Genomic DNA, 24,676 nt, shown 5'->3' with positions numbered 1-24,676 from the left:
GCCACGGCCCGGAGGTGAGCGGCGCCGAGGTTCGCGCCGCCCTGCGCACGGCCACCGGACGCGAGGCCGCCCGATGGGTGGCCGCGGCCTGCCGTGAGGCGCCCTGGCTGACGGCCGCCACCGCCGCCACCACGGTGGCGGGGGCGGCGCTCCAGGTGGTGCCCGTACTGCTGCTCGGCCGGGTGGTCGACGGGGTGGTCGCGGGCGAGCCGCACGGGATCCTGGTCACGGTCGGGGTGCTGCTGGTCGCCTCCGCGCTGCTCGGCGCGGCGGCCACCGCGGCGTCGGCGTACCTGATCGGGCGGCTGGGCGCGGAGCTGCTCGCGCGGCTGCGGGAGGGCGCCGTGCGGGCCGTGCTGGGCATGCCGAGCGCCCGGATCGAGCAGGTCGGCCACGGTGACGTGCTGTCCAGGGTCGGCGACGACGTGGCCGTGGTGTCCAAGGGCATCCGGCAGGCCGTTCCCACCGTGTTCTCGGCGGGGGTGCTGGTCGCCATCGCCACGGTCGGCATGTTCGGGCTGGACTGGCGGCTGGGGCTGGCGGGGGCCGGGGCGCTGCCCGCGTACGCGCTGGCCCTGCGCTGGTACCTGCCCAGGTCCGCGCCGCTCTACCGGGCGCAGCGCGAGGCCCAGGCCGACCGCGCGCAGGCGCTGATCAGCGGCCTGAACGGGATCGACACCGTCCGGGCGTACCGGCTGGAGGGCGTCTTCCGCGAGCGGGTCGCCCGCGAGTCGTGGCGGGTGCGCGATCTGGGCGTCGAGGTGTTCCGCTTCTTCGGCCGGTTCGTCGGCCGGGAGAACCGCGCCGAGTTCATCGGGCTGGTCCTGATCATCGTGACCGGGTACGTGCTGCTGGAGGCCGGCGCCGTCACCCTCGGCGAGGCCTCGGTGGCGCCGCTGCTGTTCCACCGGCTGTTCAACCCCCTCGGCGCCATCATGTTCACCTTCGACGAGGCGCAGAAGTCGGGCGCGAGCCTGACCCGGCTGGTCGGGGTGCTGGGCGAGCCGGCGGAGGAGCGGCTGGTGGGCGGCGCGGCCGTCGCGCCGGCGGGTGCCGGGCCGTACCCGGTGACGGTGCGGGGGCTGACGTTCGCCTACCCCGAGTCCGAGCGGCCGGTCCTGCATGAGGTGGACCTGGAGATCCCGGCGGGCGGCTCGCTCGCCCTGGTGGGGGCGACGGGCGCGGGCAAGTCGACGCTCGCCGCGCTGGTCGCGGGCATCGGCGTCCCGCAGGCCGGGTCGGTGCGCATCGGCCCGGCGGACCTGGCCGGGCTGGACGAGGCGGGGGCGCGGGTCCTGGTCAGCATCCTGACGCAGGAGACGCACGTGTTCTCCGGCAAGCTCGCCGACGACCTGCGGCTGGCCGCGCCCGAGGCGACGGACGCCGAGCTCATGGACGCTCTGGACACGGTCGGCGCCGGCGCGTGGGTGGCGGCGCTGCCCGACGGGCTGAGCACCGTGGTGGGCGAGGGCGGCGAGCGCCTGGACGGCGGCAAGGTCGCCCAGCTCGCGCTGGCCCGGCTGATCCTGGGCCGGTCGCCGGTGGTGGTGCTGGACGAATCCACCGCGGAGGCGGGCAGCCAGGGCGCCGCCGAGCTGGAGCGGGCCGTGCTGGCGGCGTGCCGGGGGCGTACCGCGCTGTTCGTGGCGCACCGGCTGACCCAGGCGATGGCGGCGGACCGCATCGCCGTGCTGGACGCGGGCCGGGTCGTGGAGCAGGGCACCCACGAGGAGCTGGTGGCCCTGGACGGCCGGTACGCGCGCTTGTGGCGGGCCTGGCGAGAGGCCGGCTAGGTGGTCAAGAGGAGGTTACCGAAAGGGATGGCTGAGTCTTCGATGTTGGAACCAAGCGCTCGTGTTGTTTCGCTTTCTTCCGCTCGGCTGGCCGGCCTGCGCCGGCGGACCGGTGAACATCCCGACAGGACTCTCGCCGAGGCGTGCGCGATCGGGCTGGCGTACTGGGCGACGGGCCGCGGCCCGGACGGCCTCGACCTCGCCCCCGGCACGCTCTTCACCGACGTGCTCGGCTGGGCCGGCAACGGCGGGCGCGCGCCCGCCGGCTGGGAGGTCACCGGCGACGGCATCACCGTCCCCGACGGCGTCGCGGTGGCCGACGCGCAGCTCGCGCTGGACGATCTGGCCGACTTCCCCGACCGGCCCGTGGGGACCATCGGCCCGTCCGGCGTGGCGGAGCGGCTGCGGGCCCTGGCCGGGTGGAACGACACCAGGGCCGACCGGGACCGCCCGACCGTCGTGGAGCTCTTCCGCGAGCAGGCGCGGGCCAGGCCGGACGCCGTCGCCATCGTCGACGAGCGCCGGTCACTGACCTATCGCGAGGTCGCCGCGCTGTCCGGCCAGCTCGCCCACCACCTGATCGAGCGCGGGCTGAAGGCCGAGCAGGTCGTCGGCATCTCGCTGGAGCGTTCCGCCGACATGGTCATCGGGCTGCTGGGCGTGCTCATGGCCGGCGGCGCTTTCGTGCCGCTCGACCCGCGCTGGCCCGCCGCGCGCCGGGCGGTCGTCATCGCCGACGCCGGGCTCGTGCTGCAGCTCGGCCACTCCCGCGAGGGGGAGCCTGAGGGCGTGGCCGTCGATCTGGACGACTGGGGGTTCGGCTCCTGCCCCGCCCGGGATCCCGAGCTCGGCATCCCCGGCCCCGCCCTGGCGTACGTGATCTTCACCTCGGGTTCGACCGGGCGGCCCAAGGGCGCCATGATCCGGCACGAGGCGATCAGCGAGCGGCTGCTGTGGCAGGCGGGCGAGATCCTGCGCTTCGGCCCCGAGGACGCCTCGCTGTTCAAGGCGCCGCTGTCGTTCGACATCTCCATCAACGAGATCTTCCTGCCGCTGGTGCGCGGCGGCAGGCTGGTGGTGCTGCGGCCCGGCGGCGAACGCGACCCGCACCACCTGCTCAGCGTGATCGCCGGGCAGCGCGTCACCTTCACGTACCTGGTCTCGTCCATGCTGGACGTGCTGCTGGAGATGGCGGGTGACTCCGGGCGGCTGGACAGCCTGCGGCACGTGTGGTGCGGCGGCGAGGTGCTGACCCCCGAGCTGTACGAGCGCTTCCGCACCCGCCTCGGCATCCCGCTCTACCACGGCTACGGCCCCGCCGAGACGACGATCGGCGTCTCGCACGTCATCTACCGGGGCGAGGCGGAGCGCCTGTCCACCTCGATCGGCAAGGCCAACCCCAACACCGAGCTGTACGTCCTGGACGAGGAGCTGCGCCCGGTCCCCGTCGGCGTCGGCGGCGAGCTGTACGTGGGCGGGTTCCTCCTGGGCCGCGGGTACGTCGGCGCGCCCGGCCTGACGGCGTCCCGGTTCGTGGCCAACCCGTTCGCCGCGGACGGGTCCCGCCTGTACCGGACCGGCGACCTCGCACGGTTCGCCCCGGACGGGTCGCTGGACTTCCTCGGCCGGGCCGACAACCAGATCAAGATCCGCGGCATGCGGCTGGAGCTGGAGGACGTCGAGGCCGGCCTCGCCGAGCACCCCGGCGTCCGGCACACCTGCGTCGTGGCGAGGAAGAACGCCGCGGGCGGCACCTACCTCGTGGGATACGTGATCCCGGCGGCCGGCAGCGAGGGCCTGCGGCCGGAGGAGGTCACGGCGTGGGCCGCCACGAACATGGTCGAGCACATGGTGCCCGCGCACGTCGTCGTGCTGAAGGAGTTCCCGCTCACCGAGAACGGCAAGCTGGACCGGCGCGCGCTGCCCGAGCCCGAGATCGGCGCGGGCCCGCTCACGCCGCCCGCCACCGAGAACGAGCGGGTGGTGTGCGCGGCGGTCGCGTCGGTGCTGGGGCTGGACGAGGTCGGCGTGGACCAGAACTTCTTCAAGCTCGGCGGCGACAGCATCCTGGCGATCTCGCTGCTGAGCGCGCTGCGCGAGGCGGGGCTGCACGTCACCGCGACGGAGATCTTCGCCGGCGGCACCGTGGGGGCGCTGGCGGCGGTGGCCAGGCGTGAGGCGGCCTCCCCCGCCGACACCGGGGACGTCGCGACCGGCCCCGTCACGGGCTCGCCCATCGTGCGGTGGCTCGGGCGGACCACCGGCGCCATCGACGGCTTCGTGCAGTCGGCGGTCCTGAACACCCCGGCGGGCCTGACCGCCGGCGCCCTCGACGAGATGCTCGCCGCCCTGCTCGCGCGGCACGACATGTTGCGGGCCAGGCTGGTGCGCGGCGACCGCTGGGGCTTCGAGGTCCCGGCGGCCGGCCAGGCGGTGGCCGGGTGGCAGGAGAGCGACCGGCCCATCGACGAGTGCGTCGCGCTCGCCGCCGGAGGGCTGGACCCCGACGGGGGCGTCATGTTGCGCGCCGTCTGGCGGCGGGAGGCCCGGCAACTGGTCCTGGTCGCCCATCACGTGGTGATCGACGGCGTGTCCTGGCGGATCCTGATGGAGGACCTGGCCACGGCGTGGCGGCAGCTCGCCGCGGGCACGCCGATCGAGCTGCCCCCGGTGGGCACGTCGTTCCGGCGCTGGACGCAGGTGCTGGAGCGGGCGGCGTCCGGCGCGGACCCGGAGTACTTCCTGCGGCCCCTTCCGGGAGCGGACGGGCCGGTGGGCAGGCGCCCGCTGTCGGCGGCCGACACCGTCGCGTCCGAGAGGGTCCGGGTCGTCACGGCGAGCCCCGAGGTCACCGCCGCGGTGCTGGGCGAGCTCCCCGCGAGGTTCCACGCCCGCGTCAACGACGTGCTGCTCACCGCGCTCGCCGTCGCCCTCGCCCGGTGGCGCCGCGATCTGGGGCAGGACCAGACGTTCGCGCACATCGAGCTGGAAGGCCACGGCCGGGAGGGGCGGCTCGTCGCGGACGCGGCCGGGTTCGAGCCGGAGCTGTCGCGGACCGTCGGCTGGTTCACCACGCTGTTCCCGGTGGTCGTGGACCCCGGCGCCGCGGCGGACCTCACCGCGCCCGAGTACCTGTCGGCCGCGCTCAAGGCGGTCAAGGAGGACCTCGCCCGGGTGCCGGGCAACGGTCTGCCCTACGGCGTCCTGCGCTACCTGGCCGGCCACGCCTTCGACGCGCCCGCCCCGCAGGTGCTGTTCAACTACCTGGGCCGCTTCGACGCGGGCGGGCCCGGCGACTGGCAGCTCGCCGGCGCCACGGGACAGCTGGGCGAGCGCCGGGACCCGGGGATGCGGCTGCCGCGCGCCCTGGAGTTCAACGCGATCGCCGAGCCCGGCCCCACCGGCGAGTACGAGCTGGCCACCGCCATCTCCTGGCCGGACGGCGTGTTCACCGGCGAGGACGTCGCGACGATCGGCGGTTACTTCCTGGCGGCCCTGGAGGGCCTGGCCGCGCTCGAACGGGGCGGCCACTCCCCCAGCGACTTCCGCCCGCTGTCGCTGACGCAGGCCGACGTCGACGCCCTGGACGGCCCGGCGCTGCACGACATCCTGCCGCTGACCCCGCTGCAGGAGGGCCTGTACTTCCACTCGGTCTTCGACGACGACTCGGCGGGCAGCTACGTCGAGCAGCAGGTGCTGACGCTGGAGGGCGAGGTGGACGCCGACCGGCTCGCCGCGGCGGCCACCCGGCTGCTCACGCTCTACCCGAACCTGGCCGCGCGGTTCGTGGCGCTCGCCGACGGCCGGGTGGTCTCGGTGCTGGAGAGCGGCCTGATCGCGCCGTTCACCACGCTGGAGCGCCCCGGCATGACCGGCGAGGAGATCCGCGAGCACGCCGAGCGTGACCGCCGCGCCGGGTTCGACCTGGCAGCGGGGCCGCTGATGCGCTACACGCTCATCCGCGCGGGCTCGGGCCGCGACGTCCTGGTGCAGACCGTGCACCACCTCATCGCCGACGGCTGGTCGGTGCCGGCCATGCTGCGCGCGCTGCTGGCGGAGTACCACGCGCCGGGCAGCGTGCACGCGCTGGGCGGCTTCCCCGCCTACGTGCGGTGGCTCGCCGGGCGGGACGACGACGTGAGCGACCGGGTGTGGCGCGACCAGCTCGCCGGGCTGCCCGGCCCCTCGCTGGTCGCCGAGGGTCACACCCCGTCCGGCCGGTTCGCCGACACCGCCGCGGAGCCGGGTGACGGCCTCGACCTCGACGGCGCCGCCCGGGCGGCGGGCGTGCCGCTGAGCGTCGCCGTGCACGGTGCCTGGGCGGTGACGCTGGGCGGCATGCTGCACAGCCAGGACGTGGTCTTCGGCTCCACGGTGTCCGGACGCGACGCGCCGGTGCCCGGCATCGAGGACATGGTGGGATTGTTCATCAACACGATCCCGGTGCGGGCCCGGTGGGGCGGCGCCACCACCTCGCACGAGCTGCTGTCCGCCGTGCGCGAGCACCAGAGCGCGGTGCTGCCGCACCAGCACGTGTCGCTGGCCGGGATCGGCCGGCAGGCCGGCGGCGGGCCGCTGTTCGACACGCTGGTGGTGTTCGACGTCGCGACCGACGTGGAGAGCCTGCGCCGGCCCGGCCACGACCTGGCCATCACCGGGGTCGTGAACGAGGGTGCTCCGCACTACCCGCTGACGCTGGTGGTGGAGCGCGCGCCGGACGGCCGGGCGCGCTTCAACCTGATCTACGACCGCGAGCTGCTGCGGGAGCGGGGCGCCCGGGCCGTCCTGGCCGCGTTCACCCGGGCCCTCACCGGGCTTCTCACGCGGCCGGACGACCTCGTGGACGACCTGGCCTCCGCAGCCCGGCCGGACGCGATCGCCGGCCGGGCGACGGCCGATGGCGACCGGGCAGGTGCGATCGCCGGCCGCGTGACGGCCGCCGGCGACCGGGCGGACGCGCCGGCCGTCGCGGCGACCCTGGGCGAGTTGTTCGACGCCGCCGCGAGCCGCGACCCCGACGCCACCGCCGTCACCCAGTGCGCGCTCGACGGCGGCACCCGGTCGCTGACCTACGGCGAGCTGGCGCAGGCGAAGGACCGGCTGGCCGCGGCGCTGCGCGCGGCCGGCGCCGGGCCCGGCGAACGGGTCGCGGTCGCCGTGCCCCGCTCGGCCGAGCAGGTCGTCGCCCTGGTCGCGACCGTCACCGCGGGCGGCGCGTACGTGCCGCTGGACCTGGCCTACCCGGACGAACGCCTGCGGTACGTCCTCGAAGACGCCGCCCCGCGGGTCGTGCTCGTGGACAGGGAACACCGGGACCGTCTCACGGACCTGCTGGCCAGGGCGGGCGTGCCGGCCCGCGTGCTCGTCCAGGGAGACGAGCCACCCCCGGACGCCGTCCCCGCCGGGCCGCGGCCCGGCCCGCACGACCCGGCGTACGTGATCTACACCTCCGGATCGACCGGCAGGCCCAAGGGCGTCGTCGTCCCGCACTCCAGCGTGGTCGCGCTGCTCACCAGCACCCGGCCCGCCATGGGCTTCGGCCCGGACGACGTGTGGGTGCAGTTCCACTCCTACTCCTTCGACTTCGCCGTGTGGGAGCTGTGGGGCGCGCTCGCGCACGGCGGCGAGCTGCTGGTTCCCGAGTACGGCCTGACCCGCTCCCCCGTCGACTTCCACCGCCTGGTACGCGAACGCGGCGTCACCGTGCTCAACCAGACCCCGTCGGCGTTCTACCGGTTCATCGAGGCCGACCGGCACGCCGCCGAGCCGCCGGCCTCGCTGCGCCGGATCGTCTTCGGCGGCGAGGCCCTGGACCTCGGGCGGCTGCGCGGCTGGGTCGAGCGGTACGGCACCGGCTCTCCCGAGCTGGTCAACATGTACGGCATCACCGAGACCACCGTCCACGTCACCCACCGGGTGCTCACGGCCGAGGACTTCGCGGCCCGGGACGACGCCGCCCCGATCGGCGGCCCCATCCCCGGCCTGGTCACCTACCTGCTCGACGACCGGCTCCGGCCCGTGCCGCCGGGGCGGGTGGGCGCCATCTACGTCGCCGGCGACCAGGTGTCGCTCGGCTACCTGGGCAGGCAGGGGCTCACCGCGAGCCGGTTCGTGGCGGACCCGTTCGCGGGTGACGGCTCCCGCATGTACCACACGGGCGACCTGGCCCGCCGGACGCTCGGCGGCGAGCTGGTCTTCGCCGGCCGCGCCGACGACCAGGTGCAGCTCAAGGGGTTCCGCGTCGAGCCGGGCGAGGTGGAGGGCGCGATCAGGGAGCTGGACGGCGTGGTGGACGCGGCCGTCACCGTGGCGGGCAGCGGTGACCATCTGGTCGCGCACGTCGTGGGCCGCGTGCCCGCCGACCTCACCCGGCTGCTGGCGGCGAAGCTGCCCGCGTACATGGTGCCCGGGCGGGTGCTGCCGGTGGACGCGCTGCCGCTGACGGTCAACGGCAAGCTGGACCGCCAGGCCCTGGCGCGGCGCGCGGCCCGGCTCGACGCCGAAGATCCGGCGCTCGCGCACGAACCGGCGGCGCTCACCGAGCAGGCCGGGCGCGCGGACCGGACGGCGGCGCTCACCGAGCAGCCCGGGCGCGCGGACGGGCCGGCGCTCGCCGCGCTGGTCGAGATCTTCGCCGACGCGCTGCCCGGCAGCGACGTGGACGCCGACACCGACTTCTTCCGCGCCGGGGGCGACAGCATCGTCGCCATCACCGTCGTCAACCGGGCCAGGGCGCTCGGCCTGCCCGTCTCCCCGCGCGAGGTGTTCCTGCACAGGACGCCACGCGCCCTGGCCGCGCACCTGGGCACGCGCACACCCCCGGCCACGGCCCCCGCGCCCGCCCGCCACGAGGACGGCCCGCTCACGCCGACGCCGATCATCCTGCGCCGGCGGGAGCTCGGCGGCTCCCTCGCCAGGTTCGCCCAGGCCAGGACGCTGGCGGCACCGGAGGGCACCGGATTCGCCGACGCCGAGCGCGCCGCGAACGCCGTCGTGGCCGCGCACCCGGCCCTCCGCCTGAGGCTGCGCGCCGAGCACGGGGTGTGGGCGCTGCGTACCGAACCGGCCCGTCCGGTGACCGTCACCCGCGCGGCGGCCACGGCGGAGGCGGCGGCCGCCGCGAACGAGGCCGCCGGGCGGCTCGACCCCGAGGCGGGTGAGGTGATCGCGTTCACCTGGCTGGAGGCGAGCCGGACCCTGGTGGTCACCGCGCACCACCTCGCCGTCGACGCGGTTTCCTGGCTGATCCTGCTGGACGACCTGGCCACCGCCATGCGAGGAGCGGCCCTGCCACCGCCCACCACGTCCTACGCCGAGTACGCCGGCACGCTGGCGGCCCGCTCCGCCCAGGCGATCGGCGACCTCGGCCACTGGCTGGAGACGCTCGAAGCACCCCCGCTGCTGCCCGCGATCGGGAACCTGCGCGAGGTCACGGTGGAGATCGCCCCCGAGGTGACCGCGAGCCTGACGCGCACCGCGCCCGCCGCGCTCGGCCTCGGCCTCACCGAGCTGCTGTGCGGCGCCCTGCGGGCCGCGCTGACCCACGTCCAGCAGGCGCCCGCCGACCTCGCCGTCGAGCTGGAACGGCACGGCCGGGTCCCGCTGCTCGAACACCACGACTACACCCGTACGGTCGGCTGGTTCACCGCCATCGCGCCCGTGCGGCTCACGGCGCACACCGACCCCGTGGCGGCGGCGCGCGAGGTCGCGGAACGCCAGCGGGACGAGCGCGGGCACCTGACCTACGGCCAGCTCAGGTATCTCGACCCGCAGACCGCCCCGCTGCTGGGCGCGCGCCCGCAGGTGCTGTTCAACTACCTCGGCCCGGCCACCGAGTCCCAGGCGCTCCCGATCACCGGCGGCGACCAGGCCGGCCCGTACGCCGTCGAGGTCAACGCCTGGCTCGACCCTGCCACCGGCAGCCTGCGCGCGGCCTTCACCCTGGCCGAGGGCGTGCCCGGCGAGCTCACCGAGCACTGGCGGCGCGCGCTGGAGCGCATCGCCGACGCCGGCGCGACGGCGGAACGCACGGCGCCGGTGACCCCGCTGCAACGCGGCCTGTACTTCCAGGCCCAGCTCACGGGCCCGGCGGGACACTACGTCGCCCAGAGCTACTTCACCTTCGACCGGCGGCTGGACGCCGGCGCGCTGGCCGAGGCGATGGCGTACGTGATCGCCCGGCACCCGGTCGTGGGCGCGGGCTTCGGCACCGACGCGGAGGGCAACCCGGTGCAGGTGCTCGCGGCGGGCCGCCGGGTCGAGGTCCGCACGGTCACGGCGTCCACCGAGGCGGAGGCCGAGGCGCTGCGGGCGCGCGACCGCGACACCGGCTTCGACCCCGGTGAGCCGCCGCTGATCCGGCTGACCGTGGTGCGCCTGCCCGGCGGGCACGACGGCCTGCTGCTCAGCTACCACCTGCTGCTGTGGGACGGCTGGTCGCGCGAGATCGTGCTGCGGGACCTGTTCGACGCCTACGCGGCCGTCGTCGCCGGACGGCCGCTCGACCCGTCCCCGGCCACGCCGAGCTTCGAGGACCACGCCAGGGCGCTGGCCGCCAGGGACGTCTCCGCGTCGGAGCGCTTCTGGGCGGAGCACCTGGCCGGCCTTCCGGGCCCGACGCTGCTCGCCGGCCCGTCGCCGTCGCTGCCGGACGAACTGCCGCTCGCGCTCGTGCGCACGCTGCCGGCCGGGCAGTCGCGGCTGCTGAGAGAGGCGGCCAAGGCGCACGGGGTCACGCTGAACTCGGTGCTGACCGGCGCCTTCGGCCTGATGCTCGGCGCGCACACCGGCCGCGGCGACGCCGTGTTCGGCGTGACCGTGTCCGGCCGGGAGGGTGAGGGACTGTCCGGCATCGTCGGCGTGCTGCTCAACACCGTGCCCATGTGGACCCGGCCCCGACCGGCCGGCACGGTGCGGGAGTACCTGTCGTCCGTGCAGGCGGCCAGGGTGGCGGCCATGGACCACGAGCACCTGGGGCTCGGCGAGATCCAGCGCGGCAGCGGCCACGACACCCTCTTCGACAACCTGTTCGTGCTCCAGAACTTCCTGGACCTGGACGCGTTCGCCGAGCTGAACGCCAGGCACGGCATCACCGCGGTGCGGGCCGACGACTCCACGCACTACCCGTTCACCTGGGTCGTCACACCCGGTGAGCAGCTCACGGTCAAGCTGGAGTACCGCGACCGCGACACCGGGCGCGCCCGCCGGCTCCTGGACGACTACCTGCGCGTGCTCGGCGACCTGGCCCGGTGGACCGGCCCGGTGGGCGCGCTGCCGGGTCCCGGGCCCGAGCCCGTGCCGGCCGGGCGCACCGACATCGGCACAGACACCGTGGTCGACCGGTTCGACCAGGCGGCCGACCGCGATCCGGACCGGGTCGCGCTCGTCGCCCACGGCCGCAGCATGACGTTCGCGCAGCTCCAGGCGCGCAGCCGCGCGGTGGCGGGCGTGCTCGCCGGGCGCGGCCTCGGCCCGGAGACGACCGTGGGCCTGGCGATCCCGCGCTCGCTCGACTCGATCGTGGCGCTGTTCGCCGTGCTGCGGACCGGCGCGGCGTACGTGCCGCTGGAGCTGGACCACCCGGACGAGCGGATCGCCGCGATCGTCGCGGACGCCCGCCCGGACGTGCTCCTCACCGTGAGCTCCGTCTCCCCCCGGCTGGCCGGGAGCGTGCCCCGGGAGAACCTGATCGAGCTGGACCGTCCGCTGCCCGCGGCCGAGCCGTTCGTGACGTTCGCGCCCGGCGACCCCGGCCGCCTGCGGCACCCCGCGTACACGATCTACACCTCCGGCTCGACCGGGAAGCCCAAGGGGGTGGTGACCGAGTACGCCGGGCTCACGAACATGCTGATCAACCACCAGCGCCGGATCTTCGAGCCGGTGCTGGCCGAGCACGGCCACCGGGTCTTCCGGATCGCGCACACGGTGTCGTTCGCGTTCGACATGTCATGGGAGGAGCTGCTGTGGCTCGCGGACGGCCACGAGGTGCACATCTGTGACGAGGAGCTGCGGCGCGACGCGCCCCGGCTGGTCGAGTACTGCCTGGAGCACGGGATCGACGTCATCAACGTGACCCCCACCTACGCCCAGCAACTGGTGGCCGAGGGCCTGCTCGACGACCCGGCACGACGGCCCCCGCTGGTGCTGCTGGGCGGTGAGGCGGTCACCCCGGCGTTGTGGCGGCGGCTCGCCGGGACCGAGGGCACGGTCGGCTACAACCTGTACGGTCCCACCGAGTACACCATCAACACCCTCGGCGTCGGCACGTTCGAGTGCCAGGACCCGGTGGTGGGCGTGGCCATCGACAACACCGACGTGTACGTGCTGGACCCGTGGTTGCGGCCGGTGCCGGACGGCGTGCCGGGCGAGCTGTACGTGTCCGGGATCGGCATCGCCCGCGGCTATCTCGGGCAGCCGGGCCAGACCGCGCACCGGTTCGTCGCGTGCCCGTTCGGCGAGCCGGGCGAGCGGATGTACCGCACCGGGGACCTCGTGCTGCGGCGCCCGGACGGGAACCTGACGTACCTGGGCCGCACCGACCAGCAGGTCAAGATCCGGGGCCACCGGGTCGAGCTGGGCGAGGTGGAGGCGGCGTTCGCGGCGCATCCGGCGGTGCGGTTCGTCGCCGCGGTCGCCCAGTCCGATCCGCAGGTGGACGGCGCGTACCGGCTGGCGGCGTACCTGGTGCTGGACGGCGGCGACCTGGCGGCGGTCGCCGCCGAGGCGGGCGCCGGGCTGCCGGAGTACCTGCGTCCCACCCACTACGCTCAGGTGGAGGCCATCCCGCTGACCGTGAACGGCAAGGCCGACACCAAGGCGCTGCCGGAGGCCAAGCCGCTGGGCGCGCTGACCACGTCGGCCGAGCGGGGCCCGGCGACCGAGACCGAGAGCGCGGTGTGCGAGTTCTTCGCCGAGGCGCTGGACCTGGATGACGACGAGGTGAGCGCGGTGAGCGACTTCGTGTCCCTCGGGGGGCACTCCATGCTGGCGGTACGGCTGATCGGGCTGCTGCGCCGCGAGTACGGCCCGGTGGTCACCATTCGTGACCTGTTCGCCCTGCGTACCCCCGAAGCGATCGCCAGGCACCTCGATGAGCGCTCCTGACCGGCGCGGGCCCTTCACGGGCCCGGCCATCCTCCGGACCGCGCTGCGGCGCAACGCCGGCGCCATGGCCGGCGGCACCCTGCTCATGGGCCTGTACCAGGCGGGCGAGACGGCCTTCCCCATCGCGCTCGGCCTGATCGTCGAGCACGCGCTGCAGGAGCGCAGCCTCGGCTCGCTCGGCTGGTCGATCGCGGCGCTGGCCGTGATCGTCACGACGGTGTCGCTGTCGTGGCGGTTCGGGATGCGCATCCTGCAGAAGGCCAACACGACCGAGGCGCACCGCTGGCGGGTGCAGGTCGCCGACTGCGGGCTGCAGCCGGTGGCCAGGGACACGGATCTCAAGTCCGGCGAGGTGCTGACCATCGCCACGGAGGACGCCGACCAGACCGCAGACATCATCGAGGTGGTGCCGCTGCTGATCAGCTCGCTGGTCGCGGTGCTGATCACGGCGGTCGCGCTGGGCATCGCGAGCGTCTGGCTGGGCCTGCTGGTGATCGTCGGCACCGTCGCGATCCTGACCATCCTGAGCGTGCTGTCCAGGCGGATCGGCGAGGGCACCCGCGAGCAGCAGGCGCGGGTGGCGCGGGCGGGGGCGAAGGTCGCCGACCTGATCAGCGGCCTGCGCCCGCTGCACGGCTTCGGCGGCAACCACGCGGCGTTCCTGTCGTACCGGACGGTGAGCACGGAGGCCAGGGACCAGGCGGTCACCGTCGCCCGCGTGAACGGCGCGTACGCCGGGGCCGCGCTGGCGCTGAACGCGATCCTCGCCGCCGCGGTGACGCTGGCGGCGGGGTGGCTGGCGCTGGACGGCCGGATCTCCATCGGGCAGCTCGTCATGGCCGTGGGGCTGGCACAGTTCATCATCGAGCCGCTCAAGCTGTTCTCCGAGATGCCGAAGTACGTGATGATCGCGCGCGCGTCGGCGGAGCGGATGGCGCTGGTGCTGGCCGCTCCCCCGGTGATGACCCCGGGGACGCGCAGCCCGTCCCCGGACGGGGACCTGGAGGTGGACAGCGTCCGGTACGGGTCCCTGCGGGAGCTGAAGTTCCACGTGCCCGCGGGCGAGTTCGCGGCGATCGCCGCCTACTCGGCGCGGGAGGCGGCCGATCTCGCCTCGGTCCTGGCCGTGAACGTGCCGCCCGGCGCGTACGAGGGCGTGGTGCGGGTCGGCGGGCGGGAGCTGGAGGACCTGTCGGCCGAGGCGGTCCGGGAGCACCTGCTGGTGAACCCGTACGACGCGGAGATCTTCGCGGGCACCCTGCGCACGAACATCGACCCGGCGGGCTCCGGCCACCTGGTCGCGGAGGCCGTCGAGGCGTCCATGCTGACCGACGTCGTCGCCCTGCACCGGGACGGGCTCGACCACGGCGTGCGCGACCGCGGCGCGAACCTCTCGGGCGGCCAGCGCCAGCGCCTGTCCCTGGCCCGCGCGCTGGCCGCCGACCCCGGCATCCTGGTCCTGCACGATCCGACGACGGCGGTCGACGCGGTCACCGAGCAGCTCATCGCGCGCAACCTCGCGGAGCTGCGGCGGGGCCGCACCCTGATCGTGATCACCAGCAGCCCCGCGCTCCTGGACGCCGCCGACCGCGTCCTCGTCCTGGACGGCGGTGTCATCACCGCCGAGGACACCCATCGCCATCTGCTGGCCACCGATGAGACCTACCGTCAGGCGGTGGCCCGATGAGCCATCGCCCGCCTCGTGGAAAGGACCGCACATGACCAACCCCTTCGACGATCCGGACGGCCGCTTCCTGGTTCTGGTCAACGCCGAGAACCAGCACTCCCTGTGGCCCGCCTTCGCCGAGGTCCCCGGCGGCTGGACCGTCGTGCTCCCCGACAGCAGCCGGGCCGCCTGCCTGGACTACGTCGAGAGCCACTGGACCGACCTGCGCCCCCGCTCGCTGACCGAGGCCGTGGGCGACTGATGCGGATCGCGCGCGTCCTCACCGGTCCGGTGGTCGCCCTGACGATCGCCGCCGCCCCGGCCTTGCCCGCGGAAGGCCCGGTGGTCGTCGAGGACGTGCGCGTCCCGCCCGTACCCCTGGGCGACCTGCAACGGTCCATCGCCGGCGATCGCGGGATCCACCTGGGCGGGATCGGCAGCGGCCTGTTCCCGGCCGGCCGGCGCGGCGACTACTGGATGGTCACCGATCGAGGGCCGACCGGGCAGGTCACCGTGGGCGCCGACCGGCGCCGCACGTTCCCGATCCCGGAGTTCAGCCCGGCGATCGTCCAGGTCGCCACCCGGTTCGGCGTCGAGATCAAGAAGTACCTGCCCCTGACCGGCGGCTCCGGCGAGCCGGTCACCGGGCTGAGCAACCGGGCCGGCCGCGACGAGGCGCCCTACACCTGGGACGGGCGGCGCGCGCTCCCGTACGACCCGGGCGGGGTGGACCCCGAGGACGTCGTGCGCACCTCGGACGGCGACTTCTGGCTGGCCGACGAGTACGGCCCGTCGCTGCTGCACGTCTCCGGCCGGGGCCGGGTGCTGGCCAGGCACGTGCCCGAGGGGCTCCGGCTCACCGGCGCCGGCTACCCCGTCAGGCGGACGCTGCCCGCCATCCTCGCCTCCCGCCGCCCGAACCGCGGCTTCGAGGGGCTGGCGCTCGGCGGCGGCACCCTCTACGTCGCGGTGCAGAGCCCGCTGGCGAACCCGGACGAGAAGACGACCGCATCCTCCCGCGCCGGCCGCATCCTCACCTTCGACCTGCGGGCCGGGAGGGTGACCGGCGAGTACGCCTACCGCTTCGAGGACGTCGCCTCCTTCGACCCTGCCGCGAACGGCGACCAGGGCGAGCTGAAGATCTCCGGGCTGGCGCACGTGAGCGGCCGCCGGCTGCTGGTGGCCGAGCGCACCGACCGCGTCGCCCGCGTCTACCGGATCGACCTGGCGAAGGCGACGAACCTGCTCGGCGGCCGGTACGACGACCCGGCCACCACACCGTCGCTGGAGGCGTCCGCCCTCTCACCGGCCACCACACCGTCGCTGAAGGAGTCCGCCCTCTCACCGGCCCTCAGGCTCCCGTCCAAGTCGCTCGTCGCCGACCTGCCCGCCGTCGCCCCCACCCTGCCCGGCAAGGTCGAGGGCATCGCCCTGCTCGACCCGCGCACGCTCGTCGTGACCAACGACAACGACCACGGGCTCGGCGCGTTCGGCGCGGACGGCCGGCTCGTGAGCAGCGGCGTGCCCACCCGGATCGTCACCATCCGCCTCCCCCGCCCGCTCCGCTGAGGCCGTCAGGGGACGCGCCCGGCCAGCTCGCCGGCCGAACGCGGCCTCCCCGACGCGACCACCTGCCGGAACAGGGTCTGCGCCGAGTCGCTCGCGTCCAGCCTCACGCTGATGAGGACCCGCCCGTCCCGCGCGACGTAGGACGCCTCGCCGCCGAGGGTGCGGCGCCACGCCTGCGCGCCGATGGGCTCGCACGGTTGCGGGGGCGGCTCGGGGTAGGAGAAGTTGCTGCAGTCCGCGGGCGGGGTGAAGCGGGCGGGGACGGAGGTCACCATGACCTCGATGTCCCCCGGCCTGCGGGCCTGGTACGGCGTCGCCGGATCCGCGCTGCCGTCCGGCACCAGGTGGTAGGTGAGCCCCGGCCCGCTGTACAGCGACACGGGCCCGAGCCGATACCCGGGCAGGTCGGCGACGACGAGCGGGATGCCGAGCTCCGCGAGCGCGTCGCGCCGGTCCAGCTCCTGCTGGCCCGGGGTCGCCGCGGCCGCCACGGGATAGGCCCCCAGCAACACCACGGCGACGACCACCCGCCCCCGGCTCACTCCCCTCGTGCACAACGCGGCCACGGCGAAGCACGCACCGGCGAGCAGCGAGGTCAGCCACCACGCGGGATCGGGAACCAGCAGCCTGGTCGACCAGCCGAGCACGAACGTCAGGCCGATCCCCGCGAGGGTGACCAGCCACGCCGGCCGTACCCGGACCAGCAGCAGCGCGACCCAGCCGAGCCCCGCCGACCCGGCACCGGCGACCAGCCCCAGCGGAAGCACACACTCCAGCCCGCCGGTGGGGCAGATGAACGCGCCGGCCCCGGACTCGGCCAGCAGCCGGAAGGCCCCGACCAGGACGAGGGGCAGGACCGCCCCCACGACGCCGGCGAGCAGAGCCCTGCCCCAGCCGGCCGATCGGGTGATCACCTCACTCATGCCATCAGCGTCCACCATTCCCGCTCCCCCGGCCTGAGTACGGCTACTCAAATCCCCGTTGCGGGAAATGAGTCGCACGGCGCCGGCCACTGAGTCGCACGGCGCCGGCCACTGAGTCGCCGGCTCAGCCGGCGTCGCGGTAGGCGGTGGCCGGGATGTGGCCGTGCAGGCGCAGCCCCGTTCCGGGGCTGGTCTCGATGGTGAGGGTGCCGCCGATGGCGCCCACGCGGTCGTACATGTTGGTGATGCCGTGGCCCGTGCGGATGAGGCCGGGGTGGCAGCCGGCGCCGGTGTCGGAGAGGTCGAAGGAGAGGCCGTCGTGCTCGCGCAGGTCGATGGTCACCGTGGCCTGCTCGCCCGCGTGCTTGCTGGCGTTCTGCAGCGCCTCCAGCAGGCAGAAGTAGATGTTGATCTCGATCTCGGGCGGGTACCGGCCGAGGCCGGCGGCGCGGATCTCGGTCGGCAGCGGGGAGTGGCGCGTGGCCGCGCGCAGCGCCGCCTCCAGCCCCGACTCGGCGAGCTGCGGCGGGTAGATGCCGTGTGCCAGGTCGCGCAGCTCGGCCTGGGCCTCGCGCAGGTCGGAGGTGAGCTGCGCGAGCACGGGGACGGCCTGGGCGGGGTCGGTGTCCATCAGCCGCTGGGCGACCCTGGACTGCACGGCGGCGGCGACGAGCCGCTGCTGGGCGCCGTCGTGCAGGTTCCGCTCGATCTGGCGGCGCTCCCTGTCGGCCGCCGCCACCAGGCGGGCGCGTGACTCCTGCAGCGCCTCCGCCCTGGCCACCAGCATCACGTGGTTGTGCCAGGCCAGGTACGAGGCCCGGGTCAGGCCCAGCACGACCAGGGCGATGACGACGGCGGCGACCAGCCATCCGGGGGCGTTCCCGGTGAACCCGACGCCGGGCGCCAGCCGGCCGGCGAGCGTGACGGCGACGGCCGCGGCGACCGTGCAGCCCATGATGACCTTGAAGCGCCGCCGCGGCAGGAACGCCACCGACAGCAGCACCGGCGACACGATCACCAGCGTCGCGTACGGCAGCGCGGCCGGGATCATCGCGGTCAGCGTCAGCGCGTAGCACCAGGTGATGGCCGCCGACAGGCCGATGGCGTGCTCGATGCGGTGGCGCTTGACGACCCGCAGCGCCGCCACGACCAGCAGGGCGACGGTGCCGCACCCGCCGGCCAGGGCGAGCAGCCAGAGCTTGTGCACGCCGGCGAAGGCCGCGGCGGCTACCGCGCCCGCCCCGAGCGTGACGCCCATGATCGCCCACAGGCCGGTGACGATGTACTGGTGGGGGTGCGGGTGGGTGCTGCGCTGGAGGCTGGTGTAGAGCCTGGCGATGAGGTGCCAGACGGCCTCCAGCCCGCCGCGTACGGTGCCGCCCCGCTCCTGGCGGGAGCGCTCCACGCCGGCGCTCTCCAGCACCGACCGCGGCAGGTGCCCGTGCAGGCGCAGGCCGCCGCCCGGCCGGGTGTCGACGGTGAGGGTGCCGCCGATGGCGCCCAGGCGGTCGTTCATGTTGATCATGCCGGTGCCGGTGTGGACGAGACCGGGGTCGCAGCCGCAGCCGTCGTCGCGGAAGTCGAAGGACAGCCCGTTGCGGTCCTGCAGGGTGATGGTCACGGTGGCCTGCTCCCCCGCGTGCCTGACCGCGTTGCGCAGGGCCTCCAGCAGGCAGAAGTAGATGTTGATCTCGATCTCGGGCGGGTAGCGGCCCACGCCGCTCGCGCGCACGGTGGCAGGGATCGGGGCGTGCTGGGCGGCGGCGCGCAGCGCCGTCTCCAGGCCGTACTGGCCGAGCTGGGGCGGGTAGATGCCGTGGGCCAGGCCGCGCAGCTCCGCGCTGGCCTCCTGAAGGTCGTCGGACAGGCGGGCCAGCAGCGGGCCGGCCTGCGCGGGGTCGGCGTCCAGCAGCCGCCGCGCCCGGCCCGTCTGCTCGGCGGCGGCGGCCAGGCGTTGCTGGGCGCCCTCGTGCAGGTTGCGCTCGATCTGGCAGCGCTCGCGGTCGGCCGCCGCGACCAGCCGGGCCCGCGACTCGCGCAGCGCCTCGGTCCTGGCGACCAGCATGCCGTGGTTCTGCCATGCGGCCAGCGACACCAGGACCGTGATGAACGGGATGAACACGATCGCCAGCGCGTCCATGACCGTCTTGGGCACCAGCCGTTCCAAGCCGACCCCGGGCGTCAGGCAGCCGACGACGACCAGCGTCGTGCCGACGAGCATCGTCGCGCCGAGCATGGCCGACAGCCGCTCGTGGTTCATGTGCTGCACGGCCACCAGCACCGGCAGCAGCACCGCCAGCGCCAGCGTGGCCAGCGCGAACGGCACCACCGAGGTGACGGCCACGGCCACGATCCAGTTGGACAGCGCGAACACGACGACGGCGGCGAAGCGCCGGTAGCGGTGGATCAGGTGGACGGCGCGCAGCAGGAACGCCGCCATGGTGAGCAGCAGCACGACGATGGCCAGCAGCCAGCCCTCGCGCCGGACCGCCACCCACAGGACCGCGACCCAGGCCGCGGCCACCGCGACGCCGATCAGGTCCGCCTGGATGTAGGTGCGCAGCCGCTCCCACTCCGGCGCGCCGATCTCGATGATCTCATGCCCCCGCAGGCCGGCTAAGAGTCTGCGCGCCCCCCGTCGCTCCACAACGCCTCCAGTTCGTCGGGGCCGAAGCGGTCCTTGTGCCGATAATGGGCCCCCAGCACCATCGCGTCACGAGGCAGGTCCTCGGTGTTGTTGACCGACAGCAGCACCACGGTGACGTCCGGATGCCCGCACTTGATCCGCCGGGCCGCCTCCAGGCCGCCCATGCCGGGCATGTTCACGTCCATGAGCACCATCCCGACAGGGTGGTGGCGCAGGAAGTCGAGCGCCTCCTCGCCGCTGGCCGCCTCCCCCGCCAGCACGAACCCGTCCACCACCGCGATCACGCCGGCCACGGCCCGGCGGAACGACGGCAGGTCGTCCACCACCAGAACGCGTACGAGCTGTTGGTCCACAAGCTGATCGTCGCATTCGATCGCCGCCGTGTCGGTGGTGCCACCATCACTATCCCGGCCGGATTTCCGGCTCCGGGCTGACCGCCGCGGCTTACCCGGGCGGGGAGCCGGAGTCGAGGAACATCAGGACCGCCTTGACCCGCCGGTTGGTGTCGCGGTCGCCGCGCAGGCCGAGCTTGACGAAGATGGAGTTGATGTACTTCTCGACCGCGCGCTCGGAGACGTTGAACGCGGTCGCGATGGCCAGGTTCGACCGGCCTGCGGCGACCTCGGCGAGCGTCTCGCGCTCGCGCGGCGTCAGGTGCCGCAGCGTGCCGGCGTCGTTGCGGGCCTTGGCCGACACCAGCGACTCCACGACCACGGGGTCGATGAACGACCCGCCGGAGGCGACCGTGCGCACCGCCGAGACCAGCTCGCCGGGCGCGGCGATGCGCTCCTTGAGCAGGTAGCCGCGCCTGCTGCTGCCCTGCTCGATCAGGGCCAGCAGGTACGTCGGGTCGAGGAACTGCGACAGCACCAGCACGGCCACGTCGGGGTGGCTGGCCCGCAGCGTCGTGGCCGCCCTGATGCCCTCGTCGCTCATGGTCGGCGGCATGCGGATGTCGGTGACGACGACGTCGGGCTGCTCCTTCTCGACGCATTCCATGAGCGCCTCGTAACCCGAGCAGACGCCGACGACCTCGGCCCCGGACTCGGTCGCGATGAGGGCCTCGATCCCGGCCCGCACCAGCAGGTGGTCCTCGGCGATCACCACCCGGAAGGACGTCACGTGGCAAACGTTAGCCCGCCGCCCTCGCCCGCTCAACGGGTGCGGAAAACCGAACCACCGACTCGGGAGCCAGCTTTATCGCTGAATTGGCGGGCGCGGCGCAAACTGGCGGTATCGGCAGTCGACCTGCGCACGAATATGAGGGGTTTCCACAAGGACAAAGACGGAGGGGGAGTGGTGGCCGAAATGCTTCACGTCGCCGCGCGAGTATCGCGAATCAGGTCCTACGTCAGCGAGCTGCTGGCGCGCGCCGACCGGGCGTTGTGCGCGGACCGGGACGAGCGGGCCCGCCAGTACGGGTGGACGGTCACCAGAACGGGGTTCGGCTCCCGGCGGTATCGCGACCCGCGCTTCGACGCGCTGAAGGCGGCCCGCCTCGCCGGACCGGGGGCCGCCCGGGAGCCGTCGGCCGGAGGAGTTGGTCGTCATGTTCCCGCGTAATCCGCGCCACAACCCGTACGCGGCGGCCGAGGGCCTGCTGCTTGAGCCGGGCCCCGGGCTGGTCACGCGGCTGTGGCGGTGGCGTACGGAGATCGTCCTGCTGGCGCTCGCGGCCGGGGCGGCGGTCGTGATCGCGACCGCCCTCGGCCAGGGAATGTGGTGGGCGCCGGTCGCGCTGGCGGGCCCCGTGGGCGTGCCCGCCACGGTGCCGGCCGGCCGGAAATGGATGCTGCGGCACTTCTGGTGCGTGTTTTCCCGGCACCGGATCCAGCGGGTGTGCGCGGAGACGTCCATGCACACCCGCGGAGGCAGAATTCCGCTGATCCTCTGGATAACGCCGACCGATTCCGGGGAAAGGGCTTTCATTCTGCTCCGGGCGGGGATTTGCGCCGACGACTTCGAGGCGTTCGGCGCGGAAATAGCGGCGGCCTGCTGCGCCGCTTCCGTCCGCGTGCGACGGCACCCGGGGCGGGCGCAGTTCGTCACGGTGGACATCGTGCGGAGGGGCGCGGAGGACATCGTGCGGAGGGGCGCTGAGCGCGACGAGCCCGGGGCGGGGACGCGGGGCGACGGCGAGCAGGACGCCAGGCGCCCGCTGGAGCGGCTGGCCGGCTGACCCCGCCCCACCACAGCCGGGCGGACCAGGCTCACGCCACCCGAGCCTGCCCGCCCTGCGCAGCCTCAGGGAGCGCCGGGGCCACCGGGCCGCCCCGGCCCCTGAGGCTCCGGCCACCCGGACGGAGGCGGTTTCGTCCGGGTGGCCGGCGTTCGCGCAGCCGGCCGGTGCCGCGCCGGCCGGCTGCGCCGATCACTTTCCGGCTCAGCCCGCATGGCCGCGCCGTCCCGCTTCCCGGGCCCCTCCGGCGTGGCCGCGCCGTCGGGCTTTGCGGCCCGTCCCGATCGGCCGGCTCAGGCGGATCTCTCCCGGCGTTCAGGGTCGTGCCGATCCAGGGGCCGATCCAGGGGCCGATCGCGGGGCACCAGGGTCGGGTTCACCCGGTCCAGCACCGTCTCGCGAGTGATCACGACCCGGGCCACGTCGTCCCGGCCCGGGACCTCGTACATGACGTCGAGCAGCACCTCCTCCATGATCGCGCGCACCGCCCTGGCCCCGGTGCGGCGCAGCAGCGCCTGCTCGGCGACGGCGGCCACGGCGCCGTCCGCGAACTCCAGCTCGACCCCGTCGAGCTCCAGCAGCCGCCGGTACTGCTCGATCAGCGCGTTGCGCGGCTCGGTCAGGATGCGGACCAGCGCCTCGCGGTCCGGCGGGCGCAGCGTCGCCACCACGGGGACCCTGCCGACGAACTCCGGGATGAACCCGTACCGGACCAGGTCCTGCGGCATCACCTGGGCGAGCACGTCGCCGGCGTCGGGCCCCGGCCGGAGCGCGGCGCCGAAGCCGGCGCCGCCACGGGCCACCCGCCGCTCGATGATCTGCTCCAGGCCGGCGAACGCGCCGCCCGCGATGAACAGCACGTTCGTCGTGTCGAGCTGGATGAGGTCCTGGTGGGGGTGCTTCCTGCCGCCCTGCGGCGGCACGCCGGCCACCGTGCCCTCCAGGATCTTCAGCAGCGCCTGCTGCACGCCCTCCCCCGAGACGTCGCGGGTGATCGACGGGTTGTCGCCCTTACGGGCGATCTTGTCGATCTCGTCGATGTAGACGATGCCGGTCGCGGCCCTGGCCAGGTCGTGGCCGGCTGCCTCGACGAGCGCGAGCAGCATGGTCTCGACGTCCTCGCCGACGTACCCGGCCTCGGTGAGCGCGGTGGCGTCGGCGACGGCGAACGGCACGTCGAGCAGCCGCGCCAGCGTCCGCACCAGGTGCGTCTTGCCGCTGCCCGTGGGGCCGAGGAGCAGGATGTTCGACTTGCCCAGTTCGGCCTCGGGCGCGCGGACGCGTTTGTAGTGGTTGTGGACGGCGACCGACAGGGCACGCTTGGCCTGGTCCTGGCCGATCACGTACTGGTCGAGGAAGGCGTGGATCTCGCGCGGCCTGGGCGGCTCCACGGTCGCGGGGCCGCGCGCCGCGCGCTCCCCGGCCATGAGCTCGGTGCACTGGCCCACGCACCCGTCGCAGATGCAGACGGAGGGCGGGCCCGCGATGAGCCTGCGCACCTCGCTCTGGCTCCTGCCGCAGAACGAGCAGTGCGGCAGGTCTCCGGTCTTGCCGGTGCGTGCCATCGCGCCGCCTCAGCCCGCCGGGCGCAGGGTCACGGGCAGGGACGCCAGCCTGCGCGTCCCCGGGTCGGGCAGGTACGACGCCTCCCCCGCGAGCGCCAGGTCGGGGAAGCGGCGCAGCAGCGCCCCGAGCGCGACGCCGGTCTGCATGCGGGCCAGCGAGGAGCCCACGCAGAAGTGCGGCCCGTGGCCGAACCCGAGGTGCGGCCCCGGCTCCCGCCCGATGTCGAACCTGTCGGGCTCGTCGAACACGCGCGGGTCCCGGTTGGCGGAGGCCACGGAGACCGTGACCGGCTGCCCCTCGGGGATGGGCACGCCGCCGATCTCGACGTCCTCGGCGGGGAACCGCGGCACGGTCATCGGCTGCGGCGGGCTCCAGCGGGCCAGCTCGTCCACGGCGCGCGGCATGAGCGCGGGGTCGGCGCGCAGCGCGGCGAGCTGGTCCGGATGGGCGAGCAGGGTGGCGACGGCGTTCGCGATGAGGTTGGCGGGGGTCTGGCCGGCCAGGACGAGCAGCCAGACCATGGTGACCAGCTCGTCGTCGGAGAGCCGGTCGCCGTCCTCCTCCACGACGCGGGCCAAATCGGACAGCAGGCCGTCGCCGGGCCGCTCCTTGACCGCGGCGATCGCCGACCTGGCGTCGCCGATGATCTCCGGGATGGACCGCGCGAACCGTTCGCCGTGCCCGGCGGCGATGGCGGCGCCGTACTCCCGCCAGCGTGGGCGGTCGGCGGGCGGGATGCCGACCAGCTCGCAGATCGCGTCGATCGGCAGCGGCTTGGCGAAGCGCTCCAGCAGGTCCACCGGCTCCCGCTCCGGCAGCTCGTCCAGCAGCCCTTCGACGATCCGCTCGACGCGCGCGGCGAACTCGCCGGCCTTGCGGGGCGTGAACGCGGGCGCGACCAGCCGGCGCAGGCGGGCGTGCTCGGCGCCGTTCGTCTCCGACATCGTGCGCAGGTACGGCCGGCAGTGCTCCGGCACGTCGGGCCGCAGGTAGCTGGCCTCGTTGATCCGCATGCGCGGGTCGGCCAGCATCGCCCTGGCCTCCTCGTGCCGCGTCACGGCCCAGAACGGGCCGAACCCCGGCACCAGCAGCCGCACCACCGCGGACAGCTCCCTGACCTGTGCGTACGCCGTGTACGGATCGTGCAGCACCACCGGATCGGTCAGGTCGATCTCCGGCACATCCATCGTGGCCCCATTTCGAATGATCCCATCATCTGGATGTTCACGG

The 24,676-nt window shown here is 74.5% G+C and carries 13 protein-coding genes; 7 read left to right on the top strand and 6 right to left on the bottom strand.

Translation table 11 applies throughout. The annotated features are described in order from the left end of the window. Positions 1-14 precede the first annotated feature (14 nt). From HD597_RS16835 to HD597_RS16815, 5 genes are read left to right on the top strand one after another with little or no spacing between them, the layout of a single operon-like run. Complete coding sequence (locus tag HD597_RS16835; RefSeq protein ID WP_253743251.1) at positions 15-1,793, top strand: ABC transporter ATP-binding protein; 1,779 nt, start codon at positions 15-17, stop codon at positions 1,791-1,793. 27 nt (positions 1,794-1,820) lie between these two features. Then, positions 1,821-12,896 (top strand): non-ribosomal peptide synthetase, encoded by an 11,076-nt coding sequence (locus tag HD597_RS16830; RefSeq protein WP_253743249.1) that lies wholly within the window; start codon positions 1,821-1,823, stop codon positions 12,894-12,896. Beyond that, a complete protein-coding gene (locus HD597_RS16825; protein WP_253743247.1) occupies positions 12,883-14,583 on the top strand; it encodes an ABC transporter ATP-binding protein in 1,701 nt (566 codons plus the stop codon). Before HD597_RS16830 ends, HD597_RS16825 begins: the two co-directional genes overlap by 14 nt. A 31-nt stretch (positions 14,584-14,614) precedes the next feature. After that, the gene (locus HD597_RS16820) at positions 14,615-14,824 is read left to right on the top strand and encodes an MbtH family protein (protein WP_253743246.1); all 210 of its coding nucleotides are present in this window, start codon (positions 14,615-14,617) and stop codon (positions 14,822-14,824) included. Beyond that, entirely contained in the window at positions 14,824-16,131 is a 1,308-nt protein-coding gene (locus HD597_RS16815; protein WP_253743245.1) for an esterase-like activity of phytase family protein, read from the top strand. Before HD597_RS16820 ends, HD597_RS16815 begins: the two co-directional genes overlap by 1 nt. A gap of 5 nt (positions 16,132-16,136) precedes the next feature. On the opposite strand, the gene HD597_RS16810 is transcribed toward HD597_RS16815, so the two are convergent. From HD597_RS16810 to HD597_RS16795, 4 genes are all read right to left on the bottom strand, one after another. Then, the gene (locus HD597_RS16810; RefSeq protein ID WP_253743244.1) at positions 16,137-17,054 is read right to left on the bottom strand and encodes a hypothetical protein; all 918 of its coding nucleotides are present in this window, start codon (positions 17,052-17,054) and stop codon (positions 16,137-16,139) included. 124 nt (positions 17,055-17,178) lie between these two features. Further along, the gene (locus HD597_RS16805; RefSeq protein WP_253743243.1) at positions 17,179-19,701 is read right to left on the bottom strand and encodes a sensor histidine kinase; all 2,523 of its coding nucleotides are present in this window, start codon (positions 19,699-19,701) and stop codon (positions 17,179-17,181) included. Then, entirely contained in the window at positions 19,671-20,054 is a 384-nt protein-coding gene (locus HD597_RS16800) for a response regulator (RefSeq protein ID WP_253743242.1), read from the bottom strand. The genes HD597_RS16805 and HD597_RS16800 overlap by 31 nt, the downstream gene beginning before the upstream one ends. A gap of 91 nt (positions 20,055-20,145) precedes the next feature. Then, a complete protein-coding gene (locus tag HD597_RS16795; protein ID WP_253743241.1) occupies positions 20,146-20,823 on the bottom strand; it encodes a response regulator transcription factor in 678 nt (225 codons plus the stop codon). Positions 20,824-21,000: 177 nt separating this feature from the next. Here HD597_RS16795 and HD597_RS16790 point away from each other — a divergent pair, with 177 nt between their 5' ends. Continuing rightward, a complete protein-coding gene (locus HD597_RS16790; RefSeq protein WP_253743240.1) occupies positions 21,001-21,264 on the top strand; it encodes a hypothetical protein in 264 nt (87 codons plus the stop codon). Beyond that, entirely contained in the window at positions 21,251-21,880 is a 630-nt protein-coding gene (locus HD597_RS16785; protein ID WP_253743239.1) for a hypothetical protein, read from the top strand. Before HD597_RS16790 ends, HD597_RS16785 begins: the two co-directional genes overlap by 14 nt. Positions 21,881-22,173: 293 nt before the next feature. On the opposite strand, the gene clpX is transcribed toward HD597_RS16785, so the two are convergent. Together clpX and HD597_RS16775 are read right to left on the bottom strand one after the other, a co-directional pair. Continuing rightward, positions 22,174-23,445 carry an ATP-dependent Clp protease ATP-binding subunit ClpX gene (clpX, locus tag HD597_RS16780; RefSeq protein ID WP_253743237.1) on the bottom strand — a complete coding sequence of 424 codons (1,272 nt, stop codon included), beginning with the start codon at positions 23,443-23,445 and terminating at the stop codon, positions 22,174-22,176. Between the two features lie 9 nt (positions 23,446-23,454). Further along, complete coding sequence (locus HD597_RS16775) at positions 23,455-24,633, bottom strand: cytochrome P450 family protein (RefSeq protein ID WP_253743236.1); 1,179 nt, start codon at positions 24,631-24,633, stop codon at positions 23,455-23,457. Between the last annotated feature and the right edge of the window lie 43 nt (positions 24,634-24,676).

This window comes from Nonomuraea thailandensis (genome assembly GCF_024172165.1).
GTDB lineage: Bacteria > Actinomycetota > Actinomycetes > Streptosporangiales > Streptosporangiaceae > Nonomuraea > Nonomuraea thailandensis.
Note: the sequence above shows the minus strand (reverse complement) of the source record. Positions and strands in the feature narration are given on the sequence as shown.

Coding starts and splice junctions, on each gene's coding strand:
- HD597_RS16785 (WP_253743239.1), top strand. CDS start 21,251: ATGTTCCCGCGTAATCCGCGCCACAACCCGTACGCGGCGGCCGAGGGC.
- HD597_RS16815 (WP_253743245.1), top strand. CDS start 14,824: ATGCGGATCGCGCGCGTCCTCACCGGTCCGGTGGTCGCCCTGACGATC.
- HD597_RS16775 (WP_253743236.1), bottom strand. CDS start 24,633: ATGGATGTGCCGGAGATCGACCTGACCGATCCGGTGGTGCTGCACGAT.
- HD597_RS16810 (WP_253743244.1), bottom strand. CDS start 17,054: ATGAGTGAGGTGATCACCCGATCGGCCGGCTGGGGCAGGGCTCTGCTC.
- HD597_RS16820 (WP_253743246.1), top strand. CDS start 14,615: ATGACCAACCCCTTCGACGATCCGGACGGCCGCTTCCTGGTTCTGGTC.
- clpX (WP_253743237.1), bottom strand. CDS start 23,445: ATGGCACGCACCGGCAAGACCGGAGACCTGCCGCACTGCTCGTTCTGC.
- HD597_RS16825 (WP_253743247.1), top strand. CDS start 12,883: ATGAGCGCTCCTGACCGGCGCGGGCCCTTCACGGGCCCGGCCATCCTC.
- HD597_RS16830 (WP_253743249.1), top strand. CDS start 1,821: ATGGCTGAGTCTTCGATGTTGGAACCAAGCGCTCGTGTTGTTTCGCTT.